Consider the following 1235-nt stretch of genomic DNA (forward strand, 5'->3'; position numbering starts at 1 on the left):
GTAGTGGTCTACTGATTCCGGACACCCATTTAGGGCGAGAATGCTCGCCATAGAGAGGTGTCTGATGACCAAGCAACGTCGTTCCTTTACGCCCGAGTTCAAACGAGAGGCCGCCTGCCTGGTGCTCGATCAGGGCTACAGCCATATCGAAGCAGCTCGTTCACTGGGAGTGGTTGAGTCGGCCCTGCGCCGATGGGTAAAACAGCTTCAAGAGGAGCGCGTGGGCGTTACCCCGAAAAGCAAAGCACTGACGCCCGAACAGCAGAAAATCCAGGAGCTGGAAGCCAGGATCGACCGACTGGAACGGGAGAAAGCGATCCTAAAAAAGGCTACCGCTCTCTTGATGTCGGACGAGTTCAATCGTACGCGCTGATAGACCAGTTAAGTGAGCGGGAGTCGGTGGAAGTGGTCTGTTCAGCCTTCGGCGTGGTGCGGTCTTGCTACTACGCCCATCGGCTTCGACGCTGCCGTGTTGATGCATGCCGCGTTGCACTGCGCAGTCAGGTTAACCAGCTGTTCAACCAGAGTCGAGGCTCGGCTGGCAGTCGCAGCATTCTGGGTATGCTGCGTGAGGATGGCGTCAGCATTGGCCGTTTTCGTGTGCGTCGGTTGATGCGTGAGTTGGGCTTGGTCAGCAAGCAGCCAGGCTCGCACGCATACAAGCAGGCTACGGTTGAGCGACCAGATATCCCGAACCGGCTGAACCGCGAGTTCACCACTGAGCGCCCCAATCAGGTGTGGTGCGGCGACATCACCTACATCTGGGCACAAGGTCGCTGGCATTACTTAGCGGCGGTTTTGGATCTGCATACAAGACGAGTAGTCGGCTGGGCGATTTCTGCCAAGCCGGATGCTGAGTTGGTGATCAAGGCGCTGGACATGGCCTACGAACAGCGTGGCAAACCGCAGCAGGTACTGTTTCATTCCGATCAGGGCAGCCAATACGCTAGCCGCCTGTTTCGGCAACGGTTGTGGCGATATCGGATGGAACAGAGCATGAGCCGCCGGGGCAACTGCTGGGATAACTCGCCGATGGAGCGATTGTTCCGCAGTTTGAAATCGGAGTGGATTCCACAGACCGGTTACCTGACAGCTCAGGAGGCCCAATGGGACATCAGTCATTACCTGATGCACCGCTACAACTGGATCAGGCCGCATCAATTCAACGATGGGCTACCGCCTGCGGTGGCCGAAGAAAAACTTAACCCACTGTCCGGGATGGGTTGACCACTACA

At 57.2% G+C, this 1235-nt stretch carries 1 protein-coding gene; it reads left to right on the top strand.

Annotated features, from left to right (window positions below; translation table 11 throughout):
- Window positions 1-64: 64 nt before the first annotated feature.
- Window positions 65-1227 (top strand): IS3 family transposase gene (locus tag B597_RS45400; RefSeq protein WP_152028210.1). Its coding sequence is split into 2 segments (ribosomal slippage): window positions 65-320 and window positions 320-1227, totalling 1164 coding nucleotides; the frame shifts between segments, so codons are not numbered across the junction.
- Window positions 1228-1235: the final 8 nt, after the last annotated feature.

The sequence above is a fragment of the Stutzerimonas stutzeri KOS6 genome (assembly GCF_000307775.2).
GTDB lineage: Bacteria > Pseudomonadota > Gammaproteobacteria > Pseudomonadales > Pseudomonadaceae > Stutzerimonas > Stutzerimonas stutzeri_B.